The sequence below is a fragment of the Desulfovibrio sp. MES5 genome, assembly GCF_002237645.1.
In the GTDB taxonomy this organism is placed as follows: domain Bacteria; phylum Desulfobacterota; class Desulfovibrionia; order Desulfovibrionales; family Desulfovibrionaceae; genus Desulfovibrio.
In genome coordinates this window covers 70612-91260 of sequence record NZ_MJUZ01000003.1, presented here as the reverse complement: position 1 = coordinate 91260, position 20649 = coordinate 70612, and the positions used below count along the sequence as shown (strand labels likewise).

Genomic DNA, 20649 nt, shown 5'->3' with positions numbered 1-20649 from the left:
TATTAGTATCTTCTTGTTGAATTTTTGTTGTACAAACTCATCTCCGCTGATAGACTACATGGTCGCTTTGTGATAGGCTCTCTGGTGGATGAGGCGGGGCGGAATAAGGTGGGAAGGGAATCCTCGGGACGCATGTAAAAGGCGGCTAGGCTGGGAGCGTAAAGCGACAAAAATGCCCCACAAAGCACTTCAAAATGACATACCCCTCTCTCAGGCCTTGGCGCAGGCCGTGCCGCACACGTCCACAATGGCGCGCGCGTCCATTTCGGGCGAGATGGGCAAAAGCGCCAGACGGCGGAAGTCGTCGGGCCTGTCCATGTCCAGGCGCAGATCGGGGCGGCGCAGCCAGTCTTCAGCGGGGTCAAAGGTGCCGATGTGAAAATCGGCGGCATTGTCCCAGATGTAATTCAGACAATGTTCGCGCTGCGAAGGCTGTACGGCCTTGCGGCCCATATCCTCAAGGAGTTCGCGTGAAAGTATCTCGGCCCCGAGGCCATCGGGCCAGAGGTTATTGCGAGGGATGTGGTTATAGGCGTAATCCCAGTTGCCCTGGCGGTAAAAATCCACCAGCCTGTCCACGGCTCCGCCCCAGATGAGCGGGTTATCCGCGCACACGCGCACCACAAGGTCGGCGTCCGCCAGTTGGGCGGCCTGACAAAACCGCGACAGCACGTCGTCTTCAGGCCCGGCCATGCAGGGTATGCCGCGACGGCGCAAATGTTCCAGCAGCACCACATCCAGCGGGGTATCCGGCACTGCCACCATGATGGAATCCAGACGCGCGCTCGCGCCAAGGCGGCGCGTAACCCAGTCGATAACCGGCACGTCGCGCAGGCAGAGCAGGGATTTCAGGGGCAGGCGGCTGGACCCCAGCCGGGCCTGAACAATGGCGACAACCTTGCCTTTACTGGACATGGGCACTTCCTTTGGGAACAGATAGGCGTTGAAAATGTGTATTCGCTCTGGCGACTGCGTGAGCAGGCATCCGCAGCGAAGGCTTTAGCGCAGCTTCAGCCGTTGCCCGCAGGGCTCACGGTCGAAGGCGGCGTCGCTGTTTTTTTTTGCGCTTTTTAGCGCCGAAGCGGGCGTGCCGTTAACTTTGAAAATGCCCATTCTCAAAGTTAAAATGCTCTAGATCAGATTAACTTTGAAATGTGAAGCATTTCAAAGTTGTCATTCTGCCGAAAAATACGATTTTCGGCAGAACCTACGCCATGTTATGGCGCGCTGCACTCTCGTGCAGTGTTAGAGCATTTAAACTTTTTCAAAGTTAAAATGCTCTAACGTTCCGTCTCCTGAGGGCGTTCGTTCAGAAGCCCCAGCATGCGCCGCACCACACGGCCCTTGTTGACGGTGAAATCCATGCTGTCCTGCCGCTGCCAGAAGCGTTCGCGGCGCGGGTTTTTCAGCATGGCCAGAAAGGTATTGCGTATTCTGCCGTCGCTCACGCGGTCCATTATGCCCACAAAGGCAAAACCGTGGCGTGGGCGGGCAAAGGTATGGCGCGCCTCGCGCTCGTGCGTGGCCAGCACAAGGGCGGGCACGCACATATGGGCCAGTTCGTAAACCGTGCGCCCGGCGGAACAGATGGCAAGGTCGGCCCCTTCCATCATGCGGCTCATGACATTGGTGGCCCAGGTAAAGGTGACCAGGGGATTATCGAGCTTTTTGAGGTGCTCTTCCATAGCTTCTTTATGGGCATAGCCCGGCCCTGCCACCAGACGGATGGCAATGCCGTAGCCACGGCAGATGGGCTCGATGATGTCCAGCACCCGACGCGAGCAGTCGTGCTGATCCGTGCCGCCAAAGGTTATGAGCACGGTTTTGACTTCAGGCCTGAAGGGATTGCGCGCCGCGTTCACAAATTCGTCGCGCAGGCAGAAAAATTCCGGCCCGCAGCAAATCCTGTCCGTACTCTTGCCCTCGTACAGGGCGTTGATCACCAGCCGGGCCAGCGCCGCGCCGGGGCCTTCATCCTCAAAATTCACGCAGCGCACGCCCGCGCCAGTGAGGCGCTTCATATAGGCCGTGGTGGTGTTGAGGATATCGTTGATCACAAGGTCGGGCCGCAGGGCAAGCACGGTATCGGCCAGGTCTTCCTGACCTTGCCGCACGATCTTGTAATCCCTGCGGGCAATGCTCTCCACCGCCAGTTCGCTTTCGCGCGTGCAGACAAAGCTTACCCTGTGGTTGGAAATCTCGTGCGCCAGCATGAGCGCCCGGAACACGTGCCCCATGCCGATGGCAGGCCAGCCAGCCACGACAAAGACCACATGCCGCCGCTCAAGCAGGCGCTCGCATATCCACCAGTCCTGATAGCCCTGGATTTCAATGGCCCTGTCATTGAGAAAATAGGGGATGATGCGCCCCCGCCCCGGCCCCTTGGGCTTTGCAAGGCAAGACAGGCGCAGCATGATGAGCGCGCGGCTTTCGACAACCAGCGTTTTTTCTTCACTTGGGCCAGCGTCATCATCCAGCAGGCCTTCAAGCCCTTCGCCGTGCATGTTCCAGATGCGCTGACGCACGCTTTTGACGGTCACAAGGCTGTCTGCATCGGCCTCGCGGTATTTTTTCCAGGCATGTTCCACATCCACCCAGGTCAGCAGGGGGCAGGACGCGCGCAAAATGATGCAGTGCTCGTACTCTTGCGCCAGTTCGTCCAGCAGCACGCGCATTTCGCTGACAATATCCAGCGATGTGAAGCGCAGATCCTTGTTGCGGCGAAAGCCCACCCCCGCGCGCTCGCAGATGAGGGATATCTCCTGGCTGTCGGTGAGCACCACAATGTCTTCACCGGGCAGAACGCTCCGCGCCGTATTGATGGCCCGCTGCACCAGCGTCACCCCAGCAAGTTTTTTCACCAGCTGGTCGGGTATGACGGCGTTTTTCTTGATGGCGGGGATGACAATACAGCGTTCTTTCACGGTAAACCCTTATGCGCTGGCCGGTTTTAACCATTTTCAACGCGGCCTGTTCGTTTGGGATGCTGACTGCTCGAAGGCGGCTCAGTCTTTTTGCAAGGCCCGGGGCAGGCTCACAATGTAAATGTATGTTCTCAACGGGTCAGCTTCGCCCGCTCTGACTTTTAACAGCGCAGATACGTGCGCGGATAACTGCGCTTGCCCCTTTACGGCGGGCGACTGTTCCGCAGCGGCCAGAGCAGTTTTAAATTGAAATTGCTTCAGGGCCATCGGGGGGCGCGCATTGGCGCGCCCCCCGGCAGCCCTTAATATACGGCACGACCAGGGACGAAGAGCGCCGTCCCGGATCAGCTTACCTTTGAAATATAAAGTATTTCAAGGTGCCATTCTGCCGCAAAATGCGATTTTCGGCAGATTCCACGCAATGTTGCGGCGTGTTGCACTCGCGTGCGGCGTTAGAGCATGCAACCTGTTTCAAAGGTAAAATGCGCTAACGGATTTTCGCCAGCACTTCGCGGGTCGACGCCAGCATGTAGTCAAATTCTTCTTCCGACAGCCAGTGCTGGAAGGGGAAGGAAATCATGGCGTCAAAGAACTGGTCGGCATTGGGGCAGCAGGCTTCGCCCATGCCCAGTCGCCGGTAATATCCGTACCTGTCCAGCGGAATATACTGCACAACGCACTTGACGCCCTTTTCATCGAACATGGCGCGCATGAAGCGGTCACGGGCCTCAACGCCGGAAGTCATGCGGGCCGCCAACAGGTGATAGTTGTGGCGACGGCTGTCTTCGCGGTGGAACTCCAGTTCGGGAAAATCCTTCAGGGCGTCGATGAAGGCCAGGGCACGCGCACGCTTCTGGTCATTGATTTCATCAATGCGCTCCAGCAGCTTTGCGCCCAGGGCGCACTCCACTTCACCGAGACAGTAGTTGTTGGGCTGCACCATGCGACCGTCGATAAAAGGCATATCCACGTTGCCCATGGCGGGCTTCCAGTAGTCCGGGCGTTCAAAGTCAAAGGCGCAGTGCCCATTGTGGCGCAGGGTGGGCACCATGGCCGCAAGCTTGGGGTCACGCACGTAAAGCATGCCGCCTTCGCCCAAGGTGGTGAGGTTTTTGTGCGAATGGAAGGAGAAGATGGCCATGTCGCCAAAGGCTCCGGCCTTGACGCCGCCAATCTCGGCCCCGATGGCCTGGGCCGCGTCTTCGATGAGGATCAGGCCGCGCTCCTTGCACAGGGCGGCAATGGCGGGCATGTCCGCCACATAGCCATAAAGGTGCACCACCACCACGGCCTTGGTGCGCGGGCTCAAGACACGCTCGATGCTTTCAGCCGTGACCACGCGGGTGTGCAGGTCCACATCTGCCCAAATGAGCTTTGCGCCCTTTTTGACATACGGATAGGCCGAAGCCGTGAAGGTGTGGGAGGGAATGACCACCTCGTCGCCTTCATTGAACAGGCAGAGCTGAGCCGAAAGTTCCAGCGCGGAGCAGCCGTTCATGGTGGTAAAGCACGTTCCCTGGGCAACGCCCTGATAGTCGGCGAACTTGCTTTCAAACTGGCGCATATAGTGGCCCTGGGTCAGGGGGTCGGCATTGCGCATGGCCTCTACCACGACGGCGATTTCGTCTTCGGTGTAGCGGATGGCGCGGCCGCTGAAGTTGACTTTGATATCCATGAGACTCCTCACTGTGGAGTTTTGCGCTTGAAACGCGGCCCGGCGGAGCTTGCGCCCGGCCTGCGTCCCGCAAGGCGGATCAGCCATGACAGTGCGGCGCTGCCAGTGCTCTGGCAGGTCGGACGCCTTGGGCTGCCGTCCGAAAGTGGCTGACGGCGGCGAGGCTTTGGCCCTCGCCGCCGACAGATGATGTCAGTAGTGTTCAGATGCGAGCGCTGCGGCTACATCCTTTTAAAGCGCCCGATGACGTTTTCCTTGGTGAGGATTTTTTTGAAATCCGGGCCAAGGCGGTTGGACAGCGGTTTTTCGTGCACGATGCTCGCCCCGTAGAGCGCGTCGTACTGGGCGTCGGTAAGACCCTGGCAGATGCCCTTGGGCAGATCAATGCCCTGGCGTTCCATCATGGTCATGAATTCCTTGTACTGCTCGGGATAAATGTCTTCCAGCACGGACAGGGCGTAGCAGTTGGCGATGCCGTGGCGCATGTGCAGCACCATGCTGAGACCAGCGGAAATGGGATGCACCACGCCCACAAAACCGGCGGCCATGCCGCCCAGGTAGGAGGCGATCATCACTTTTTCGCGGTTTTCTTCGCTCATCATGTCCTGCGAGAGGAAAACCTGCTTGCAGAGGTCGATGGCTTTTGCCGCCAGGGAGTCCACAACAACATTGCGGTAAGAGCCGGTAATGCTCTCAAAACAGTGCATGTAGGTGTCGATGCCCGTGTAAAAATACTGGTTGCGGGGCACGCTGGCCGTGAGGTCGGGATCCATCAGCACCTGGTCGAACATGGTGAAGTCGCTGTTCATGCCAAGTTTGATGTTCTTTTGCTCATTGCAGATGATGCCCGTGCGCGAGGTTTCGGAGCCCGTGCCCGACAGGGTGGGCACCGCGATTTTGTAGGGCGCGGGGTTCTTGACCAGATCCCATCCCTGATAGTCTTCAGCCTTGCCGGGATTGGCGAGCAGGTTGCCAACGCATTTGCAGGTATCAAGCACGCAGCCGCCGCCAAGGGCCACCAGGGCGCAAGGTTCCACGCCGTTCAAAAAGGCCTTCACCTGATCGGTGTAGCCGTCCACGCTGTCCGTGGTGGGTTCGCTGGTGGTGTCGATGTAGAGCAGCATGTCGCGGCTTTCCACAGGCAGTTTGCCCACCAGGTCCTTTCCCTGAAAGAAATGGTCCAGAAAAAAGACCGCAGGGCCAGCCACAGCCGCGCGGCGTGTGGCCAAAAGATCTCCAAGCTGGCTCAGGCTGCCCTGGCCAATCATATAATAACCGACATTTTTTGCATTACGGAACATAGGTGTCCTCACAGTATGGCATAGGATTTCCGGGCCATACGCTATAGCCGCAGGTCTTGCAATAGCCGCTGAAAAACGGCTTCCAGCGCGGACCCGCGGGGTTAAAAAGACGGATCAGTCTCTTTTGTCAGGCACGGCACGCTGCCCCGGCTCCACGCCGGAAGCGTCCCCGCCCCGCGCCCGGGTATCGTCTGGCTTTGAAGCCAGCCGTGCCCATCCATCATCAGGCTTGCCAGCAGCGTCTGCGCCAGCAGAAGCGGGGCTGGCGGCAGGTGCGGATGCGGACGCCCCATCTTCCAGTGGGTCGGGGCCAAAACGGTTGGGTCCCACAGTGCCCCTGCGGGCATAAAGGACGAGCAGCCCAAGACCACTCAGGCCAGCCAGCATGATGCACATATATGCGGATGTGCCAAAGTCAAGATACAGGGCAAGCCCGCCGAGCGCAGCCAGCCCTATGGGGGCCGCCTGAACCCAGCCGGAAAGGTTGGCGTCGTGCAGGCGGCGGGCAGTCACCGCAAGATGCGGCAATAGCAGCATAAGACTCACAAGACCGCTTGTCAGCATGCCTGTCTGTGGAGAGGCATTGCTGAAAAGCCCCAAAAACGAATTGACGATGGCGCCAAAGAGCACGAACCACCAGAATTCCGAGCGCGAAGCACGGCTCTTGAAGTCGCTGTACTTTTTAAACAGACACGTCCTGACCGCAGTCTTGAAATCCATGCACGCTCCTTTATGCCTTGCGCCGGGAAGGTGCAATGCCCCTCCCCTTCAGATCAAAAATAACACCTGGTACTGCTCTAAAACTCCAAAAGGGTTTTAGGGGGTGGGGCCACAAAGCACTTCAGAACTGGGAGACAAAGCCGCCCTGCGCGGTCTCAAAAGTCCCTCCCCACGACGCCTTTCAAAGCCCACCGCTCAGCCTGACGACTATTCGCAGGCCGTGCGCTGCCGCCAGGAGTGTACGGTGTTCATAAGCAGCATGGCGATGGTCATGGGCCCGACGCCGCCGGGGACGGGCGTGATGGCGGAGGCTTTGGCGCTCACGCTTTCATAGTCCGCGTCGCCGCACAGGCCGTCGGGGCCGCGGTTGATGCCCACATCGATGACCACAGCGCCCTGGCGCACCATGTCGCCCGTGATGAGGCGCGGTCTGCCGATGGCAAGAAAAAGAAAGTCCGCACTGCGGCATTCCGCCGCCAGATCGGGAGTGCGCGAGTGGCAGATGGTGACGGTGGCGTCGCCGAATTCGCCGGAGCGGGTCAGCAGCAGGGCAAGGGGCTTGCCCACAATATCCGAGCGCCCCACCACTACGGCCTTCTTGCCCCTGGTGGGCAGATTGTAGCGGCGCAGAAGCTCTATAACCCCGGCAGGCGTGCAGGACACAAAACCCGGCAGCCCGAGCGAGAGCCGCCCCACGTTTTCGGGATGAAATCCATCCACATCCTTTGCCGGGTCAATGGCCAGCAGGCAGGCTTGGGCATCCAGCCCCTTGGGCAGCGGCAATTGCAGCAAAATGCCGTCCACATCGGGCCGGGCATTGCATTCCTTGATACGGTGCAGCAGTTCCTGCTGCGGGGTATCGGCTGGCAGACGGTAGGCAAAAGAAACAATGCCCACGTCGGCGCAGGCTTTTTCCTTGTTGCGCACATACACTTGCGAAGCCGGATCTTCACCCACCAGAATAACAGCCAAGCCCGGTGCGCGGCGACCTGCAGCCCTGCCCTCGCCCACTTCAGCAGCCAGTTCGACGCGGATATCCTGCGCGGTCTTCTTGCCGTCAATCACTATCATGTATTGCTCCATAGATTTTCCGTCCACACGTTTGCAGACGGCTGACATCATATTGACCTACGAGACTCGCAGTATAGACTGCCCTGCTTCCAATCTCAAGCACTCTGGGCACTTTATCACCCTGGTCTGATCGCGCAGACCCCCTGTGCCCATTGCAATACCCGGCAATCACTGCGGAACAAAAATGTCAGAGCCCACGGCCATAGTGCGGCCACGGGCTCTGACATTTTTATTTTTCTCTGCAATCCAGAGCGATTTTATGCTGTGCCCGCTCTGGCGGCTGCGTTCGCTGGCGCAGCCTGAAAAAGCAAATGCCCTTTGCCCGCGCTGATACAGGTGTGGCGGGCATGGCGGATATGGCACAGAAAGAATTTTAGGGGTGGGGCCGTGGGGGAGGGACCCTTTTGCAAAAGGGCCCCTCCCCCACAAAGCATTTCAAAGCAACCCTGCTCTAGTCGTCGGAACCCAGGGAATAGTATTCCGCCAGCATGGGGCCGAAGAATTCGGCGTCGTCGCCCAGTTCTTCTTCAATGCGGAGCAACTGGTTGTACTTGGCCATGCGTTCGGAGCGGCACAGGGAGCCGGTCTTGATCTGGCCGGAGTTGACGCCCACCGCGAGGTCGGCAATGAAGCTGTCTTCCGTCTCGCCGGAGCGGTGCGAAATGACAGTGGTGTACGCCGCTTCCTTGGCCATCTCGATGGTGTCAAGGGTTTCGGTGACGGTGCCGATCTGGTTGAGCTTGATAAGAATGGAGTTGGCCACGCCCTCGGCGATGCCTTCGGCCAGAATGGAGGGATTGGTCACAAAGACGTCGTCGCCCACCAGCTGCACATGGTCGCCCAGGCTGGCGGTCAGCATGCCCCAACCGTCCCAGTCGCTTTCGGCCATGCCGTCTTCGATGGAAATGAGGGGGTATTTGCGCGTGAACTCGGCCAGCCATTCGCTCATTTCGGCATTGTTGAAGGTCTTGCCTTCACCGGCCAGAACGTATTTGCCGTCCTTGTAGAATTCGCTGGAGGCCGCATCAATGGCCAGGGCCACTTCAGTGCCGGGGTTGTAGCCAGCATCTTCAATGGCCTTGATGATGTAGGTAAAGGCTTCGTCGTGATTCTTGAGATTGGGGGCAAAGCCGCCCTCGTCGCCCACGCTGGTGACGTGGCCGTCCTTTTTGAGGATGCCCTGGAGGGTATGGAAAATTTCCGTACCGATGCGCAGGGAATCACGGAAGGTCATGGCCCCCACGGGCATGATCATGAACTCCTGGATATCCAGGTTGTTGGGGGCATGCGCGCCGCCGTTGATGATATTCATCATGGGCGCGGGCAGCACCTTGGCGTTGATGCCGCCCAGGTACTTGTACAGCGGCAGGCCCAGGAACGAGGCCGCCACCCTGGCGCAAGCCATAGACACGCCAAGCATGGCGTTGGCGCCCAGACGGGACTTGTTGTCCGTACCGTCGAGGTCAATAAGGGTATTGTCTATCTGCACCTGGCGCAGCACATCCATGCCGAGCAGGGCGTCGGCGATTTCGCCGTTCACATGGTCCACGGCCTTGGTGACGCCCTTGCCGCAGTACCGCGCCTTGTCGCCATCACGCATTTCAAGGGCTTCGCGGCTGCCTGTGGAAGCCCCGGAAGGAACGGCGGCCCGCGCTCTGAGCCCGGACTCCAGGGTCACTTCCACCTCAACGGTGGGATTACCGCGCGAATCCAGAATTTCACGGCCAAATACCGAGGCAATGCTGCTCATGTGTGGCTCCTTTGCCCTCTTGGGCTTGTTTTCTTTATACGCTAACGCAAAATGGCGCTGCTTTTCCGCCCGAAACGGGCGGCAGATCTGTTTGCTCCGCTTACGCGGGCATCAGAGCGCCGTGCGCTCTTCATAGTACAGCCGCCGCAAACCCTCAAGCAACAACGTGGGCAGAACGTGATCAAAAACCGGGCTTACCCGGGCGATGGAGGCGGCAAAGCCCCCCGTGCCCAGCACCTTCACAGGCCCGGGCAACTGTCTTTTAAGCCTTTGCGTCAGCCCTTCCACCATGCAGGCAAAGCCGAATACCAGGCCATGCTGTATGCTGGTGGTGGTGTTGCGCCCCGGCATGGGCTCGTCGGCCCGCACGTCCAGATTGACTCTGGGCAGCTTGGCGGCTTCACGCGAAAGCGCGCTCAGCGCCGTGCGCGGGCCGGGAAAAATCAATCCGCCCATGTAGGCGTCGCCGTTGACGCAGTCAATGGTGACAGCGGTGCCGAAGTCCACCACGAGCAGTCCGGGCGCTTCGGGGCACTGGCGGCGCGCCGCATAAGCGCCCACCAGCCTGTCGGCCCCCACCTCGCCGGGCCGTTCATAGCGGTTTTCAAGAGGGACCGGCAGATCCATGCCGACACAGAGCAGGGGACAGTCCACATACCGGGACACGGCCTCGCGCAGCAGGGGGTCGAATCCCGGCACCACGGATGAGGCCACGCAGGCCTTGAGGCTTTGCGGCGCAACGCCCGCATGCCCCAAGAGAGCGATGAGGCTGAGGCCGAGATTGTCCGCCGTTTGCCCCACATCGGTGCGCAAGGTGTATGAGGTCAACACCTGCCTCTCGTGCGCCAGCCCGATCTTTATGGAAGTATTGCCAATATCGAAAAGTAGAAGTTCAGGCTGCATGGGGCCTCCGCACGGGTCTGGAGTGGTTCACCCCAATGATTATGCCCAATTAGCCAGGGCTTCGCAAGGTGCGCGCAGGCCTGTCCGTGGAGCGCCTGCCGGTTACGGCGACGCGCTTTCTGGCTCCGACGGTGGCGCGGCAGCCGGGGCCGACAGGAACGCGGGCGCGGCAGCCGATGGCGCGGCACCATCAGCCGGGGCCGACGACGGGGCCTCGGAAGCGTCCACCGAGAGCGACGACAGGGCAGACGGAGATGCAGAAGCGTCAGTCGAGGGCGCGGCAGCGGCAGCCTTTCGGCGCACAATGAGCCAGCCGGGATTTTCCCACACCACCTGCCCGTACTTTTCCAGCGTGTCACGGTCTTCGGGCCTGTCGCTGATAAGCCAGGGCAAGCCGGATTTCAGCCACACGTCCACATAGCCCGTGGGGCTCTGGGTGCGTAGCTTTTCATTGGCAAGCCACTGCCGCGCCTGGTCGAGATTTTTATTGTAGAAAGAATGCGCGCCATCTTTAAACGTATGCCCCATGCCGCGTTTGGCGATATGTCGCACGCCCATGTCACCGGCATTGCTGTAGATCACATCGCCCGGCGCTGTCAGCCGTTCCAGAGCTTCCAGCGCTTCGTGATGGCTTTGGGCCCGGACCGCGTCCGCTCTTGCCTTGTCCATGTGGGGCAGGGGCAGACCGGTATGGCTGGTTATGGCATACAAGGCGGCCACATTCTGCTTGTCGCCATTGCAAAGCATCACAAGCAGCACGGCCAGCACACAAAATCCCGTGCGCAGCCACCCGGCAAACCGGAGCCAGAACACGGCCACAACCCCGCCGATCATTATCCAGGCAAGAGGCAGAAGGTAGCGCAGCCCGCGCACGAATTCATGCGCCATGGGCAGCCGCCCCATACGCGGGGCCAAAAAAGACTCCAGCCAGGAAAACGTGGCCACCAGCGCAAGCGCCAGCACAAAAGCCGGGTACATGCTCGCAAGACGCCGCAGCCGCTCGCTGCCGTGCTTTATGACCACAAACCAGCTGCCGAGGCCCGCCAGCAAAATCCAGAACACAGGTTTGCCCGGCGACAGAAAGAGCGTCAGGCGCTCGGCAAAGTGGCCGTAGTCCTTGGCCCAACGCAGGGAAAAGAGCGCGTGAAATGTTTCGAGTTCCGCTGGCCCAAAGCCCTGTTTCTGCACCAGGGACGGCCAGAGAAACAGCAGCACGGGCGTAAAGTACACCACGAGGCACAGGGCAAGGTTCAATATATGCCGTGACCAGCTCCACCCCTGCGGCCTGTGGAAGGCAAAGGCCAGAAAAAACATGGCGCCTGTGTTCAGGGCCCCCAGGCTGTGCACCCACATGCCCAATCCGGTGATGAACATTACCGCCGGACGCCAGGCGGCCTGGCGCAGGGCGGCCACGGCACCCATGAGCATAAAGGGCCACAAGGCGGCAAAGAACGTGCGCGGCACCGGGTCGGAATGGGTGACGCCCCAGAACGTGCCCCAGCCCACCCATATGGTGATGCTCATCAGCAGGGCCAGTATCAGGGCCGGGCCGGGTTCCGCGTAGAGCCAGCGGCCCAACGCGTACATGCCCGTCAGATAGACGAAGATAATAAGCGCGCCCGCCCGCAGAAGCCCCACGGCGTACTGATCGCCAGGGGTCAGCAGCTCCGCGATGAACTGTTGCAGGTTCCAGAGCGAATTGGCTGGCGTTGCCTCACGCAAAATGGCGTCATTCTGAAAATCCTGGGGATTGTCAGCCCTGATCATCGAATACGCATACACGGAAAGATCGCTGTCAAGATCCGCGCCCTGCCCCGAAAGCGGGACGATACCCTGGGCCACTGCCAGGGCGTAGAGCGCGACCAGCAGGACAAACAGCGCGTCAAGCGCGCCAGAGCTGGGGCCAGTAGTATGCGGAAGCGGTAACGATACTTTTTTCATAACGTTGCAGAACCGGAAGTCATTGTTGCTCGGGGCGCTTTTCGCCGTTCAGAATGCGACGCACCACATAGGTGGGCCGACGCTTGGACTCAAGATAGGTACGGCCAAGGTATTCGCCCAGAATCCCAATGCCGATAAGCTGCAAGCCGCCCAGAAAGGTTATGGCGACCATCATTGAGGCGTAGCCTGGAACGTCAACGCCCAGCAGTATGACCTTGAGGGCGATGATCATGGCGTACAGAAACGATATGGCCGAAATCACCATTCCCACATATGTCCACACGCGCAGCGGAGCGGTGCTGAAGCTTGTGAACCCCTCAAGCGCAAAGTTCCACAGCCGCCAGCCGTTGAACTTGGTTGTGCCGCCGACCCGCGCCGGGCGCACATAGTCCACATGGCACGTCCGAAAGCCCAGCCAGGCGAAAAGGCCTTTCATAAAACGGCGGGATTCGGGCAGCAGGCGCAAAGCCTCCACCACGCGCCGGTCCATGAGGCGAAAATCGCCCACATTGACAGGCAGTTTGGGGCTGGAAATCATGTTGTGCAGGCTGTAGAACCATTGGGCAAAGGTGCGCTTTGTCCACGTGTCGGAATCACGGTTGGCCCGACGCCCCAAGACCACGTCATACCCTTCACGCCACTTGTCGATCATGTTGAAAATAAGCTGCGGTGGGTCTTGCAGGTCTACGTCCATTGGCACCACTACCTGCCCTGCAACATGGTCAAGCCCTGCCGTCAATGCCGCCTCTTTGCCGAAATTCCGAGACAGTTCGATCACGCGCACACGGCTGTCATGCTGGCAAAGGCGCGCCAGGGCTTCAGCGGTATTGTCCGTGCTGCCGTCGTTGACAAAAACCAGTTCCAACGCAATGTGGGGCGCATCGGCAAAAACTTCATTTATGCGACTGACAAAGATGTCAATAACATCCGCCTCGTTGTACACCGGCACGACCAGTGAAAGACTGAGGCTGGCAGTGTCGCCATGCGCTAGCTCTGCATTATACATGAAGATTTTCCTTGTCACAAATAAAGCGCACTTGTAGTGAAAATGCGCGTCATGAGCGGGGGCCGGTCGCGGCCCTGTGCCACATGCCCGTCGGCGGGTCGTCCCCTACCCGCCGCTGACATTATCAACTGGCATTCCGTCAAGCTTTTTCGACCTGCCCAAAAATCAGGGCCGCGCAGGGCCGACCGGCTCGGAAGCGGCCGACGCGGGGGCGGCGTCATCCTTCTCAAGATACAGCGTGCGCGAGGGAAAAGCGAAGTCTGCCCCAAGACCATGCACCACGTCGATAATTTTCAGGTACACGCTGTGCTGGATTTTCATGAAGCGGTCCCAGTCCGACGTATTGGCGTAGCAGTAAATCATAAGATTCAGCGACGAGTCGGCAAATTCGTTAAAGCAGACCAGAATCGTCTGATCCCTGTCTATCCCCTCGTCCTGCTGCAACATTTTCTCCAGGCCCTCGGCGACGGCCTGAACCTTGTCCGCGTCTTCGTAGCGCAGGCCCACCTGCAGCTTTATGCGATAACTGGATATGCGCCCTATGTTTTCGATACTGATGGATGAAAAAACGTCATTGGGCACATAGAGCGGATAGTGCTCAAAGGTCATGATCTTGCACATGCGCCAGCCGATTTCCATCACGGTGCCTTCAACCTTGCGGTCCGGGGATCGCACCCAGTCGCCGATGTCAAAGGGACGGTCGAAATACAGCATAAGGCCAGAAAAAAAATTGCCAAGGATATTCTTGCTCGCAAGACCAATGGCTATGCCGCCGATACCGCCGAACGTCAGCAGACCCGCAAAGCTCACGCCCAGGTACTCGCCAAAAAGCAGCATGACGCAAAGGCAGATGCCCGCCTTGAGCAGGCGCGCCACCATACGCCCCAGCGTGGCATCGCCGCTGGTTTTCGCCAAATGATCGCAAAAACGATTAATGCCCAAAAAAGCTTCGCGCATCAAGATAAGAATGATGACAACGCGCTGAAAAATATCGATATAGCTCGGATTTATGAGGGAGATGCCAAACTTGTCCGCAAGCTCGCGCGCGCAAAGGCTTGTGGCCACCACAAGGGCGCAGGCCGCGCACACGCGGGCCAGATGCACCACGATGTTGGCGCTGCGTTTCTGCCCACGTATGGTGAAATAAAAAAGGATGACCGTCACAACGGCGGCTATGGCATACCTGTCTGTCAGAAGCGCGATAATTTCTTTTTCGTCCATGCCCGTTGTTCCGCATCACCCTTTAGAGCATTTAACACTTGAAATGCTCGTGTACGGCAGGCAAAAGCCTGCCCACATTTCGCGGCAAGGATTTTCAGAAAAATCCTTGCAGGGCAGTTTACTCATTTCATTCGTGAACAGCTCTAGGCTGATGTGCCGCTGGCGGCAGCGCCGCCCTGGTCGCCCGCTGCATTTCCCGCGTCAGAACCGCCAGCGCCCCTGCCGGTACGCTCCTGAGCGAGGCGCTCATCAGCGGGGCGTTCCTGAGTCAGGCCGCTCTTCAGGCGGGCGGCCAGATTCTGGGCAAGCGCCCTGCCCGCCACCTGGAGCGACAGCGCCGCCAGGGCAGGCACAGCCCGCCCCGGCCGCAGCCATTTCCAGCCAAGGCCGAGCAAAAAGGCTCCTCCCGCGCAGGAGAGAGGCCGCGCCCGCACCAGGGCATAAGGATCAAATCCTGACGCAGCCTCACGCAAGCGGCGCTTGGCTTCTTCTACTGAACCTGTTTCTTGCGTGGGAGCGAAAGCCACAACAACCCTCCGGCGATACCCGCACAGACCAGGCCCATGATGCACAGGACCCAGGCAGGATGGAGAATTACCACAAGAGCCTGATACAGGGCTGCGACCAGAAAAAATACGGCCACAGCCCCAAAGATCAGGCCAAGAACCAGCAGCACGGCCATGCGCACCGTAAGCAGGGCAGACCGCTGCAACTGCCGACCTTCCGCTTCCAGCAGGTCAAAAAAGCGGATCACAATTTCAGTAAGGCCGTTCACGCCTGAAATCACCTGCCCTGACGGAAAATGCGGGAGATCACATATCCCGCGCCAAAGGCCAGCAGCAAGCTGCCAAGGGGATTCTGGCGGATGCGTTCGCTGATATTTTCCACCCCGTCATTGCCTACGTTCAGGGCTTTTTGCAGTTTTTCCGCAGCCAGCTTCTGGTATTTGTCAAACTGGTCTTCCAGGTCTGCGGCCATGGTCGCAGCCCGGCCTGAGGCGTCTTTTTCCACGGACTTGGCGAGGCTTTCCATCTGCTTGCGCAGCGTCTGCAGTTCTTCTTTCAGGGCATCTATATTTTCGTCGGTTTTGGCAGTCATAAGTATCTCCTTTCGGGCGCGTGGCCCGTTATGCAGCGGGCGGGCATTATATGCATCCACCCCGCTACCTTCTTCCTACCCTAATAGCATCGGGGTCGCAACGGGCAGACTTTTATGCAGGGCAACGAGCGGTCGCTACTGCGGCCCCAATGCGCCAGAAACCTTTTTTACGGCAGGCCATACTTTACACAGTCAAAATTTTAGACAACAATCAGGCAATACACACAAAATACGCGACGAGGTTGTTCATGCACGACAAGAAAAAAATTGTGATTGCTCTGCTGTTGTCCGTCATTGTCTTCATCATCGTCCTTCTGGGGCAGATGATGCTGGAACAGCGCGCCGCCACGAGCCCGAATGCTCTTCCCCCTGCCCAGACAGAACCGGCGCGCGAACCCGCTTCCGCTGGCCCCAGTGGCTCCACCAGCGCCACCCAGCCCGGCAGCACAGGTCAGGATACGCCACAAGCGCCCCAAAGCCCTGACCGCTAGAGCGGGCAGGCGCAACGCCACACATGCAAAAGGGATAGAACGCCCGTTACGGCGCAAAGGCACAGGCAGGCAAACAACAGGGCTGCGCCGCCGTAACGGCAGCGCAGCCCTCGCAAGCCCTAGAGCAGATTTACTTTGAAATATTTCACATTTCAAAGTTTTCATTCAGCCAAAAATACTATTTGCGGTAGCCGTCAGCGGGGCTTTGCCGCTTTTGTGCAGCGTTGGAGCTTTTACACTTTTTCAAGATCAAAATGCTCTGAACGCTGTCGCTTATGCCCTCTCCCCAGACGGAGCGCCGTAAAATGCGGCCGCCGTCAGGGCCTGCCTACAGGACTATGCGGCTGATAACCCCATGAACTGACTGCAGGGGAAGCTTGTAGAACTGCACAAAGGGCGGCGCCAGCTTTTTGATGACAGCGTAAATCTTCCACAGGGGCGAACGGGTCAGGATGTCTTCCACGCCGTAGAAGATAGCGCGCGATTTGATGCCAGCCTCGCTGAGGATGGCGTCCACGTCCACAACCTCCATATAGCCCGCCGTGACAGTGAATATTTGTATGCCCTCCACGGGCGAGTCTTCAAAACGGCATTCCACGCCGAGCGGCTCATAGGTGCGCGAGATGCTCAGCATGATGTTGCGCTCATAAATGATGCCGTTGTCGAACATGGTCTTGCAGATATAGGGCGACACGTTGTCCAGGCTGCGCAAAAAGAATATGCCCGTGCCCTTGATGGTGTGGCCTTCCTTTCTCTCTTTAGTGAATTCCTTGATGAAGGATTCCCTGTCCATTGGCACCATGCGCTGGTACACGGCCTTCTGCCCCTGCGTGTAGATCAGGATGACAGCCAGGGGGATCATGGCGATGACCAGGGACCAGTAGCCGCCGTGGGGCAGTTTGTAGAAGTTGGCCACCAGATAGATAACGTCGAGCATGCAGATGCCAAAGGCCGCGGCGCACAGCCAGGGGCGCTTTCTCAGATGGAAAATCCAGACCATAAGAATGCCCGTGATGGTCATGGTTCCCGTAACGGCCAGGCCATAGGCGGCCGCCAGGTGGTGCGACTCCTGAAAGCCGATGATGACCAGGGTCACCGCAACAAAGAGCGCCCAGTTCACCGAGGCTATGTATATCTGCGAGTGCATTTCCCTTGAGGTGTAGTCCACCTTGAACAGGGGCATGACGTGGGTGGCCATGCACTGGTACATGATGGAAAAAATGCCGCTGATAAGCGATTGGGACGCGATAATGGTAGCCAGAAGGCTGAGCACCAGAAAGGGCGCGTACAGCCAGCTCGCCTGACTGTGGATCATTTCAAACAGGACATTGTTGGTGTCGGGGTGGTGTATGAGAAAGGCCGTCTGCCCCATGTAGCACAGCAAAAGGGCCGTGAACACCAGAGCCCAGGCCGCAAGAATGGGCTTGCGCCCCATATGTCCCATATCCGCGTACAGGGCTTCGCCGCCTGTGGCGCACAGGATGACTTCCGACAGCACAAAAAAGCCGGTCAGCCCGTGGTGCAGCATAAAGTCGATGCCGTACCAGGGGTTGATGGCTTTCATCACGCTCGGGGCCTGGGTGAGCGCCGCCACGCCCGAACAGGCCAATGCCCCGAACCATACGACCATGACCGGACCGAACAGGGCGGAAAGCTTGCTGCTGCCCTTCTTTTGCACAGAAAAAAGAAAAATGCCCACAAACAGGGCCAAAGCAACCAGAACCCACTGCGGGGTATCCTCCAGACCGGGAAGGAGCACCAGCCCCTCCACCGCCGACAGAATGGTGATGGCGGGCGTGATGACGCCGTCGCCCACCAGCAGCGACACGCCGATAAAGGCCAATACCGAGGCCACACCAAGCTTTTTGCCAGACCGCAACAAGGGCCGCAAAATGGAAAGCAGCACAATAGTGCCGCCCTCGCCGCCCTTGCTGAGACTCATGGCCAGACAGGCATACTCAACAGTTACAAGCAGCAGAAGAGTCCAGATGATTAATGAAAGAATGCCGATGAAATTCGCTTCCGTTCTTTCTGTCAATAAAAAGATAACGGCCAGCGTATAAATAGGGCTTGTACCGATGTCGCCAAAGACAAGACCCAGAGATTTAACGACATTGGCAGGAGAAATTTTTTGTGTGTCCATGAAGCCTCCACTAAGCAAAGCGGACACTATAGCAGACAATCGAGTCTGGCAATACTCGGTACAATGTTGGTAAAAACATGTTAAATACCAGCACGGTGCGCCTTGCGTTCACACAAGGGAGGCCGCTGTTCGCGCAATTAAGATTACGCCTGTGCCTCAGCTGACCACCTTTGCCGCTGGCCCGTATGCGCCGCAAAAGAACGGCGCGAACGAAAAATCCCCCACAGCAGGCAGGCCAAAGGAGCAGCCAGGGGGGAGGGCGGCCAAAGGGGTGGCCCAAGAAGGCGAAACAAGCGCGACGCAAACAGCCCCAGCGCTGCCACGGCAATTCCATCACGCGGGGGCAAGGTCCTGACCAGACCTGTCGTCAGCGGCAGATGGCAAGGGCGCGCAGCACTGCTCTCGGCCCGCGCCAGGCTTGCGCAAGGTGCGCGCTGGCCCGATCCTGCGCGACAAAGGCAACCCCAACCCTGAAACACCGGTCAGGGCCTTGGGCAGCGCCGAAAACCGTCGAAACGCTCAATTCTCGAACCGCCTAGCTCCTGCCGGACAAAGCCTCCATATATGCTTTTAAGGCCACAGCGTTGTTGCAGAGCTGATCCTTGGCGGCGTACAGAAAAACCGCAGTGTGCTTGCCCGCGAGAAGCGTCTTCAGTTCACCAACCGCCTCGTTGGCTGGCCCGGCCGAATCAAGCTCCGCAAAGTACCGCCGCTGAAACTCCTTCCACTTTTCCCTGTCATGGGCGAACCATTTGCGCAGATCATTGGACGGGGCCACTTCCTTGAGCCACACGTCCCAGTTGGCGGCGGCCTTGGATATGCCTCGCGGCCAGATGCGGTCAACCAGAATGCTCACGCTTCCGGGTTCTGTGACGTCATGGTCGTACACACGGTGCAGAATAATATTCACGCCTGCCCTCCTTTCTACGTGGAGCCGCCAGCCTGATCAGCCCGGCGGCATTACAGCGTTACGGCTTTGCGCCGACGCTGCGGGCCGAGTAGACGCTGACAAACACGGTGGCCAGAAAAAACGCCGCCCCCGCATAGCCTGTCATGCTCAGGCCCAGCTTGTTGAATACGATGCTGCCCACAAAAGCGCCGCTGCCAATGCCCACGTTGAAAATTCCCGAAAAGATGGAGGTGGCGATATCCGCCGAGTGGGAGGCAATTTCGAGAATCCTGCTCTGAAACAGCAGGCCAAGCACGGCCATGCTGCCGCCCCAAAGGATACACACGGGAAGGATGGTCAGCAGCCGACAGATGGAAAGATTGAGCACCATCAGGCACAGAAAAATTATAAGCGAAGGCACAGCGAATACCAGTCTGCTTTTCATGGCTGTCAGGCGCGTGGCGAACAGGCTGCCGCCAATGCCCGAAAGCCCCATGACAAGCAGAAAAGCGGGCACGGCCTCCTCCGGAAAGCCCCCAACCTGTATCAGCAGGGGCGCAAAATAGGTGTAAGCAAGAAAGTAGCCCGTCACCGCCAGCACGGTTTGCAAATACAGAAGCGCAAGTTCCTTGTTGCGGAACAGGACAGGAACGCTTTTGAAGGAACCCGTATCCTTGGCTTCAAGCACAGGGAGCAGCCGCCAGAGTATCAGCGCTATGCAACTGGCCAACGCGCCGATAAGCAAAAATGCCACCCGCCAGCCGAAATGCTGGCCCACCAGCGTACTGAGCGGCACCCCAAGCACCGTGGCCAGAGAACCGCCCACAATGACGATGGCAAGGCCTCTGGCCTTCATGGCGGGCGGCGTTATGCGAACGACAATGGGGCTTGCAATGGACCAGAAGCCCGCATGCGCGATGGCCACACAAATGCGCGCAAGCATAAGGGTCGCAAAATTGATGGCCATGGCTGAAAGGCCGTGCCCAAGCACAAATATGGCGAATAGAAAAAGCAGCAGCTTGCGGCGCGCCACCTTTGCGGTGAGGGCCGTAATCGGCAGTGAAAGCAGCGCCACGCACCAGGCATATACGGCTATCAGAAGTCCCGTAAAGGCCTCCGTTTCGCCAAGGTCCTTGGCAATGGTGGGCAGCAGGCCGATGGGCAGAACTTCTGTTGTAACAAAGATAAAGGCGGCCAGCGCAAGGGTGAGCACAGGCACCCAAATGCGTCTGCCCTCAGGGGTTTTGATCGTCGTCATATATCTTCCTCATCACACAAAAAACTGTATATCAGTGTATTTCATATGCTGCTTCTTGCGAAGCACAAGCTGGCTCTGTGATGGGCCGCGCTGTGCGCAGCGGGAAAGGGACGGGCAAGGAACGCCTTACGGATGGGCAAAACCAGTGCCTCGCACTATTGAGCCACGGGCCGCGCCCAACAAAAGTACCGTCTTTGCTCGAGAGAATTCTGCGGGAACCGCATCAGGTCGGCAGCGGTTATGTCTGCCGCATATGGT

18 protein-coding genes are annotated in these 20649 nt (G+C 58.7%); 1 reads left to right on the top strand and 17 read right to left on the bottom strand.

Annotation, left to right across the window (positions count from 1 at the left end):
* Positions 1-210 precede the first annotated feature (210 nt).
* The 14 genes from BCS36_RS01095 to BCS36_RS01030 form a co-directional block, all read right to left on the bottom strand.
* Positions 211-915 (bottom strand): glycosyl transferase family 2, encoded by a 705-nt coding sequence (locus tag BCS36_RS01095; protein WP_291301089.1) that lies wholly within the window; start codon positions 913-915, stop codon positions 211-213.
* Positions 916-1280: 365 nt separating this feature from the next.
* The gene (locus tag BCS36_RS01090) at positions 1281-2924 is read right to left on the bottom strand and encodes a cytidine 5'-phosphate N-acetylneuraminic acid synthetase (RefSeq protein WP_291301088.1); all 1644 of its coding nucleotides are present in this window, start codon (positions 2922-2924) and stop codon (positions 1281-1283) included.
* A gap of 487 nt (positions 2925-3411) precedes the next feature.
* Positions 3412-4599 (bottom strand): DegT/DnrJ/EryC1/StrS aminotransferase family protein, encoded by a 1188-nt coding sequence (locus BCS36_RS01085; RefSeq protein WP_291301087.1) that lies wholly within the window; start codon positions 4597-4599, stop codon positions 3412-3414.
* 221 nt (positions 4600-4820) lie between these two features.
* Positions 4821-5900 carry an iron-containing alcohol dehydrogenase family protein gene (locus BCS36_RS01080; protein ID WP_291301086.1) on the bottom strand — a complete coding sequence of 360 codons (1080 nt, stop codon included), beginning with the start codon at positions 5898-5900 and terminating at the stop codon, positions 4821-4823.
* 114 nt (positions 5901-6014) lie between these two features.
* Positions 6015-6620, bottom strand: a complete 606-nt coding sequence (locus tag BCS36_RS01075) for a DUF805 domain-containing protein (RefSeq protein WP_291301085.1) — start codon at positions 6618-6620, stop codon at positions 6015-6017.
* A gap of 207 nt (positions 6621-6827) precedes the next feature.
* Positions 6828-7691, bottom strand: a complete 864-nt coding sequence (gene folD / locus BCS36_RS01070; RefSeq protein ID WP_291301084.1) for a bifunctional methylenetetrahydrofolate dehydrogenase/methenyltetrahydrofolate cyclohydrolase FolD — start codon at positions 7689-7691, stop codon at positions 6828-6830.
* A gap of 451 nt (positions 7692-8142) precedes the next feature.
* Positions 8143-9441 carry a phosphopyruvate hydratase gene (gene eno / locus BCS36_RS01065; protein ID WP_291301083.1) on the bottom strand — a complete coding sequence of 433 codons (1299 nt, stop codon included), beginning with the start codon at positions 9439-9441 and terminating at the stop codon, positions 8143-8145.
* A 111-nt stretch (positions 9442-9552) separates the two neighbouring features.
* On the bottom strand, positions 9553-10344 hold the full coding sequence (locus BCS36_RS01060; RefSeq protein WP_291301082.1) for a type III pantothenate kinase: 792 nt from the start codon (positions 10342-10344) through the stop codon (positions 9553-9555).
* 102 nt (positions 10345-10446) lie between these two features.
* Complete coding sequence (locus tag BCS36_RS01055; protein ID WP_291301081.1) at positions 10447-12285, bottom strand: translation initiation factor 2; 1839 nt, start codon at positions 12283-12285, stop codon at positions 10447-10449.
* Positions 12286-12304: 19 nt separating this feature from the next.
* Positions 12305-13291, bottom strand: a complete 987-nt coding sequence (locus tag BCS36_RS01050) for a glycosyltransferase family 2 protein (protein WP_291301080.1) — start codon at positions 13289-13291, stop codon at positions 12305-12307.
* A 165-nt stretch (positions 13292-13456) separates the two neighbouring features.
* On the bottom strand, positions 13457-14512 hold the full coding sequence (locus BCS36_RS01045; protein WP_291301079.1) for a mechanosensitive ion channel family protein: 1056 nt from the start codon (positions 14510-14512) through the stop codon (positions 13457-13459).
* Between the two features lie 143 nt (positions 14513-14655).
* Positions 14656-15039, bottom strand: a complete 384-nt coding sequence (locus BCS36_RS01040) for a hypothetical protein (protein WP_291301078.1) — start codon at positions 15037-15039, stop codon at positions 14656-14658.
* Complete coding sequence (locus BCS36_RS01035; RefSeq protein ID WP_179980166.1) at positions 15003-15287, bottom strand: phage holin family protein; 285 nt, start codon at positions 15285-15287, stop codon at positions 15003-15005. The genes BCS36_RS01040 and BCS36_RS01035 overlap by 37 nt, the downstream gene beginning before the upstream one ends.
* 8 nt (positions 15288-15295) lie before the next feature.
* Entirely contained in the window at positions 15296-15610 is a 315-nt protein-coding gene (locus BCS36_RS01030) for a hypothetical protein (protein WP_291301077.1), read from the bottom strand.
* Positions 15611-15858: 248 nt separating this feature from the next.
* Here BCS36_RS01030 and BCS36_RS01025 point away from each other — a divergent pair, with 248 nt between their 5' ends.
* Positions 15859-16101, top strand: coding sequence for a hypothetical protein (locus BCS36_RS01025; protein WP_291301076.1), 243 nt, complete (start codon positions 15859-15861; stop codon positions 16099-16101).
* A 328-nt stretch (positions 16102-16429) separates the two neighbouring features.
* Here BCS36_RS01025 and BCS36_RS01020 read toward each other — a convergent pair whose 3' ends face one another.
* The 3 genes from BCS36_RS01020 to BCS36_RS01010 all read right to left on the bottom strand — a co-directional run bounded on the left by BCS36_RS01020 (position 16430) and on the right by BCS36_RS01010 (position 20391).
* Positions 16430-18244 (bottom strand): KUP/HAK/KT family potassium transporter, encoded by a 1815-nt coding sequence (locus BCS36_RS01020; protein ID WP_291301075.1) that lies wholly within the window; start codon positions 18242-18244, stop codon positions 16430-16432.
* A 535-nt stretch (positions 18245-18779) separates the two neighbouring features.
* The gene (locus BCS36_RS01015) at positions 18780-19154 is read right to left on the bottom strand and encodes a DUF488 domain-containing protein (protein WP_291301074.1); all 375 of its coding nucleotides are present in this window, start codon (positions 19152-19154) and stop codon (positions 18780-18782) included.
* A 58-nt stretch (positions 19155-19212) separates the two neighbouring features.
* Positions 19213-20391 carry a sugar transporter gene (locus BCS36_RS01010; RefSeq protein WP_291301073.1) on the bottom strand — a complete coding sequence of 393 codons (1179 nt, stop codon included), beginning with the start codon at positions 20389-20391 and terminating at the stop codon, positions 19213-19215.
* Between the last annotated feature and the right edge of the window lie 258 nt (positions 20392-20649).